The organism is Streptomyces apricus, assembly GCF_008369065.1.
Taxonomy (GTDB): Bacteria; Actinomycetota; Actinomycetes; order Streptomycetales; family Streptomycetaceae; genus Streptomyces; species Streptomyces apricus.
On record NZ_VDFC01000033.1, the window covers coordinates 69,247 to 74,769 of the forward strand.

The 5,523-nt window shown below is 72.5% G+C and carries 4 protein-coding genes and 1 pseudogene; all 5 read left to right on the forward strand.

The window, feature by feature from the left end; genetic code table 11:
- Nucleotides 1–169: pseudogene (locus tag FGF04_RS40995) on the forward strand (CoA transferase); the annotation flags it as partial.
- Complete coding sequence (locus FGF04_RS11300; protein WP_149511153.1) at nt 166–1,308, forward strand: acyl-CoA dehydrogenase family protein; 1,143 nt, start codon at nt 166–168, stop codon at nt 1,306–1,308. The pseudogene FGF04_RS40995 and the gene FGF04_RS11300, both read left to right, overlap by 4 nt.
- A gap of 47 nt (nt 1,309–1,355) precedes the next feature.
- Entirely contained in the window at nt 1,356–2,570 is a 1,215-nt protein-coding gene (locus FGF04_RS11305) for an acetyl-CoA C-acetyltransferase (protein WP_149511154.1), read from the forward strand.
- Nucleotides 2,571–2,627: 57 nt separating this feature from the next.
- Entirely contained in the window at nt 2,628–4,820 is a 2,193-nt protein-coding gene (locus FGF04_RS11310; protein WP_149511155.1) for a 3-hydroxyacyl-CoA dehydrogenase NAD-binding domain-containing protein, read from the forward strand.
- A gap of 198 nt (nt 4,821–5,018) precedes the next feature.
- Nucleotides 5,019–5,523: thiamine pyrophosphate-binding protein (locus FGF04_RS11315; protein ID WP_268893768.1), on the forward strand; the 505-nt coding region annotated here is incomplete at its 3' end.

The window sequence follows — 5,523 nt, forward strand, 5'->3', positions numbered from 1 at the left end:
CTTCTCCGCCACCCCCACCGGCGTCCGCGGCGGACCGGCCCGGCCGGGCGGCGACACCGCGCAGGTGGCCCGCGACTGGGACGTACCGGACCTCCTGAAAGACGCCCCCGGACCGGAGGGCACCCCCGAGCCGAAGGGCACCACCGAGCCGAAGGGCACCACCGAATGAAGCGGCAGATCTTCACGCCCGAGCACGAGGCGTTCCGCGAGACCGTCCGCACCTTCCTCGCCAAGGAGGTGCTGCCCCACCACGAGCAGTGGGAGAAGGACGGCATCGTCTCGCGCGAGGCCTGGCTCGCGGCCGGCCGGCAGGGCCTGCTCGGCCTCGCCGTCCCCGAGGAGTACGGGGGCGGCGGCAACGCCGACTTCCGCTACAGCGCCGTCCTCGCCGAGGAGTTCACCCGGGCCGGCGCCTCCGGGCTCGCGCTCGGACTGCACAACGACATCATCGGGCCCTACCTGACGGGCCTGGGCACCGAGGAGCAGAAGCGGCGCTGGCTGCCCGGCTTCTGCGACGGCTCCCTGATCACCGCCATCGCCATGACCGAACCCGGCGCCGGCTCCGACCTCCAGGGCATCCGGACGCACGCCGAGGACCGGGGCGACCACTGGCTGCTCAACGGCTCCAAGACCTTCATCTCCAACGGCATCCTGGCCGACCTCGTGGTCGTCGTCGCCCGGACCACGCCCGAGGGCGGCGCCAAGGGGCTCTCCCTGCTGGTCGTCGAGCGCGGCGCGGCGGGCTTCGAGCGCGGCCGCAACCTCGACAAGATCGGCCAGAAGGCGCAGGACACCGCCGAGCTGTTCTTCACCGACGTCCGGGTGCCCAAGGAGAACCTGCTCGGCGAGCTGAACGGCGCCTTCCTGCACCTGATGACCAACCTGGCGCAGGAGCGCATGGGCATCGCGGTCGCCGGGATCGCCGCCGCCGAGCACCTGCTGGAGATCACCACCGAGTACGTCAAGGAGCGCGAGGCGTTCGGACGGCCGCTCGCCAAGCTCCAGCACATCCGCTTCGAGATAGCCGAGATGGCGACCGAGTGCGCCGTCACCCGCACCTTCCTCGACCGGTGCATCGCCGACCACGCCGCCGGCGAACTGGACGCGGTGCACGCCTCGATGGCCAAGTGGTGGGCCACCGAACTCCAGAAGCGCGTCGCGGACCGCTGCCTGCAACTGCACGGCGGCTACGGCTACATGGCGGAGTACCGCGTCGCCAAGGCCTTCACCGACGGCCGCATCCAGACCATCTACGGCGGGACCACCGAGATCATGAAGGAGATCATCGGCCGTTCCCTGCTCGGCTGACCGCCCCGTTCCCGGGCTCCACCGGGCTCCTCCCGAAAGGCTCACGAGTGACCACCGAAGCGTACGTGTACGACGCGATCCGCACCCCGCGCGGCCGCGGCAAGGCGAACGGCGCCCTGCACGGCACCAAGCCCGTCGACCTGGTCGTCGGCCTCATCCACGAGATCCGGGCGCGCTTCCCGGGGCTCGACCCCGCCGCCGTCGACGACATCGTGCTCGGCGTCGTCGGGCCGGTCGGCGACCAGGGCTCCGACATCGCCCGCATCGCGGCCATCGCCGCCGGGCTCCCCGACACCGTGGCCGGCGTCCAGGAGAACCGCTTCTGCGCCTCGGGCCTGGAAGCCGTCAACCTGGCCGCCATGAAGGTCCGCTCGGGCTGGGAGGACCTCGTCCTCGCGGGCGGCGTCGAGTCGATGTCCCGCGTCCCGATGGCCTCGGACGGCGGCGCCTGGTTCGCCGACCCGATGACCAACCTCGCCACCGACTTCGTCCCGCAGGGCATCGGCGCCGACCTCATCGCCACCGTCGAGGGCTTCTCCCGCCGCGACGTGGACGAGTACGCGGCGCTCTCGCAGGAGCGCGCCGCCGCGGCGCAGAAGGACGGCCGCTTCGCGAGGTCGCTCGTCCCGGTGCGCGACCGCAACGGATTCGTCGTCCTCGACCACGACGAGCACCCGCGCCCCGGCACCACGGCCGACTCCCTGGCCAAGCTCAAGCCGTCCTTCGCGGACATCGGCGACCTGGGCGGCTTCGACGCCGTCGCGCTGCAGAAGTACCACTGGGTGGAGAAGATCGACCACGTCCACCACGCCGGCAACTCCTCCGGGATCGTCGACGGCGCGGCCCTCGTCGCCGTCGGCACCAAGGAGGTCGGCGAGCGGTACGGGCTCACGCCGCGCGCGCGGATCGTCTCCGCGGCCGTCTCCGGCTCCGAGCCCACCATCATGCTGACCGGGCCCGCGCCCGCCACCCGCAAGGCGCTCGCCAAGGCCGGGCTGACCATCGACGACATCGACCTCGTCGAGATCAACGAGGCCTTCGCCGCGGTCGTCCTGCGCTTCGCCCGGGACATGGGCCTGTCCCTCGACAAGGTCAACGTCAACGGCGGCGCCATCGCCCTCGGTCACCCGCTCGGCGCGACCGGCGCGATGATCCTCGGCACGCTCGTCGACGAACTGGAGCGCCAGGACAAGCGGTTCGGCCTCGCCACGCTGTGCGTGGGCGGCGGCATGGGCATCGCGACGATCGTCGAGCGCCTGTAACCCCCGGTGGAACACCGGACTTCTGTGGACCCCCGGACTTCGACGGAGAAGAACCCCATGACCGAGAGCACCACCATCCACTGGGAACAGGACGAGACCGGCGTCGTCACCCTGGTCCTCGACGACCCCGGACAGTCCGCGAACACCATGAACCAGGCGTTCAGGCGTTCGCTCACCGAGGTCGCCGACCGGCTGGAGGCGGCCGTCGCCGAGGACCCCGCGTCCGTGCGCGGCGTCATCCTCACCTCCGCCAAGAAGACCTTCTTCGCGGGCGGCGACCTGCGCGACCTCATCAGGGTCACACCGGAGACGGCCGAGCAGCTCTTCGAGGGCGGCCTCGCGATCAAGCGCGACCTGCGCCGCATCGAGACCCTCGGCAAGCCCGTCGTCGCCGCCCTGAACGGCGCGGCCCTCGGCGGCGGCTACGAGCTCGCGCTGGCCTGTCACCACCGGATCGCCCTCGACGCGCCCGGCTCCAGGATCGGCTGCCCCGAGGTCACCCTCGGCCTGCTGCCCGGAGGCGGCGGCGTGGTCAGGACCGTACGCCTGCTCGGCATCGCCGACGCACTCCTCAAGGTGCTGCTCCAGGGCACCCAGTACACCCCGCGGCGCGCCCTGGAGAACGGCCTCGTCCACGAAGTCGCCGCCACCCGCGAGGAGATGCTCGCCAAGGCCCGCGCCTTCATCGACGCCAACCCCGAGTCGAGCCAGCCCTGGGACAGGCCCGGGTACCGCATCCCCGGCGGCACCCCCTCCAGCCCGAGGTTCGCCGCGAACCTGCCCGCCTTCCCGGCCAACCTGCGCAAGCAGACGGGCGGCGCGCCCTACCCGGCGCCGCGCAACATCCTCGCGGCGGCCGTGGAGGGCTCCCAGGTCGACTTCGAGACCGCGCAGGTCATCGAGGCGCGCTACTTCGTGGAGCTGGCCGCGGGCCAGACCGCCAAGAACATGATCCAGGCCTTCTTCTTCGACCTCCAGGCCGTCAACTCCGGCGCCAACCGCCCCCAGGGCGTCGAGCCCCGCCAGGTCCGCAGGGTCGCCGTCCTCGGCGCCGGGATGATGGGCGCCGGCATCGCGTACTCCTGCGCCCGCGCCGGTATCGACGTCGTCCTCAAGGACGTGTCCGCCGAGGCCGCCGCCAAGGGCAAGGGCTACTCCGAGAAGCTCTGCGCCAAGGCCGTCTCCCGCGGCCGCACCAGCCGGGAGAAGGCCGACGCGCTCCTTGCCCGCATCACGCCCACCGCCGACCCGAACGACCTCGCGGGCTGCGACGCCGTCATCGAGGCCGTCTTCGAGGACCCGGCGCTCAAGCACAAGGTGTTCCAGGAGATCCAGCACGTCGTCGAACCGGACGCCCTGCTCTGCTCCAACACCTCGACCCTGCCGATCACCGCGCTCGCCGAGGGCGTCGAACGGCAGGCCGACTTCGTCGGGCTGCACTTCTTCTCGCCCGTCGACAAGATGCCGCTCGTCGAGATCATCAAGGGCGAGCGGACCGGCGACGAGGCCCTGGCGCGCGCCTTCGACCTCGTACGGCAGATCAACAAGACCCCGATCGTCGTCAACGACTCGCGCGGCTTCTTCACCTCCCGCGTCATCGGGCACTTCCTGAACGAGGGCGTCGCGATGGTCGGCGAGGGCATCGAGCCCGCCTCCGTCGAGCAGGCCGCCGCCCAGGCCGGCTACCCGGCCAAGGTGCTCTCCCTGATGGACGAGCTGACCCTCACGCTGCCCCGGAAGATCCGCGCCGAGTCGAAGCGGGCCGTCGAGGAGGCGGGCGGCACCTGGACGACCCACCCCGCCGAGGCGGTCGTCGACCGCATGGTCGACGAGTTCGGCCGCACCGGGCGCAGCGGCGGCGCGGGCTTCTACGCGTACGGGGAGGACGGCCGGCGCGCCGGACTGTGGCCCGGGCTGCGGGAGCACTTCACCCGGCCGGGCACGGAGATCCCCTTCCGGGACATGCAGGAACGCATGCTGTTCGCGGAGGCGCTGGACACCGTCCGGCTCCTGGAGGAGGGCGTCCTGACGTCGGTCGCCGACGCCAACATCGGGTCGATCCTCGGCATCGGCTTCCCCGGCTGGACGGGCGGGGTCCTGCAGTACATCAACGGGTACGCGGACGGTGGCGGGCCCGCCGCGTTCGTGGCCCGGGCGCGGGAGCTGGCCGAGCGCTACGGGGAGCGGTTCGCGCCGCCGGCGCTGCTGGTGGAGAAGGCGGAGCGGGGTGAGAGGTTCACCGACGGCTGATCCCGTCGGTGACCCTCGGATCCGGCTGCGGCGCCGTCGTGGCCGAGCGCGCAGTTCCCCGCGCCCCCAGGTAACCAGGGGCGGCGCAGCCGGATGTGGCGGGCGGTGTACCACTCAGTGGTACGCCGGGCTTGTCGGGCAGGGGGCGGTCCCGGACGCTGGGCGGTGTCCGGGAACCGTCCCCACGAGGAGCCGAAGATGGGCCGCCGCCCCGCCTCCGCCCTGCTCGACATCCTGCGCGGCGAGGGCGTGGACCGCGTCTTCGGCAACCCCGGCACCACCGAACTGCCGTTCCTGGCCGCCCTCGCTGACGACGGGGAGGCCCCCGAGTACGTCCTCGGCGTCCACGAGGGCGCCGTCGTCTCGATGGCCGACGGGTACGCCCGCGCCACCGGCCGCCCCGCCTTCGTCAGCCTGCACATCGCGGCCGGCCTCGCCAACGGGCTCATCGGCCTTCTCAATGCCCGCCGCTCCCGCACCCCCCTGGTGGTGACGGCCGGCCAGCAGGACCGCCGCCACCTCCAGCAGGACCCGATGCTCAGCGGCGACCTCGTCGCGCTCGCCGCCCCCGCCGTGAAGGCCGCGTACGACGTCCAGCACGCCCGCGACCTGCCGCTCGCGCTGCGCCGCGCCTTCGCGCTCGCCGTCCGGCCGCCCGCGGGTCCCGTCTTCCTGTCCGTGCCCATGGACCTGCTGGCGGAGG

Coding starts and splice junctions, on each gene's coding strand:
- FGF04_RS11300 (WP_149511153.1), top strand. CDS start 166: ATGAAGCGGCAGATCTTCACGCCCGAGCACGAGGCGTTCCGCGAGACC.
- FGF04_RS11310 (WP_149511155.1), top strand. CDS start 2,628: ATGACCGAGAGCACCACCATCCACTGGGAACAGGACGAGACCGGCGTC.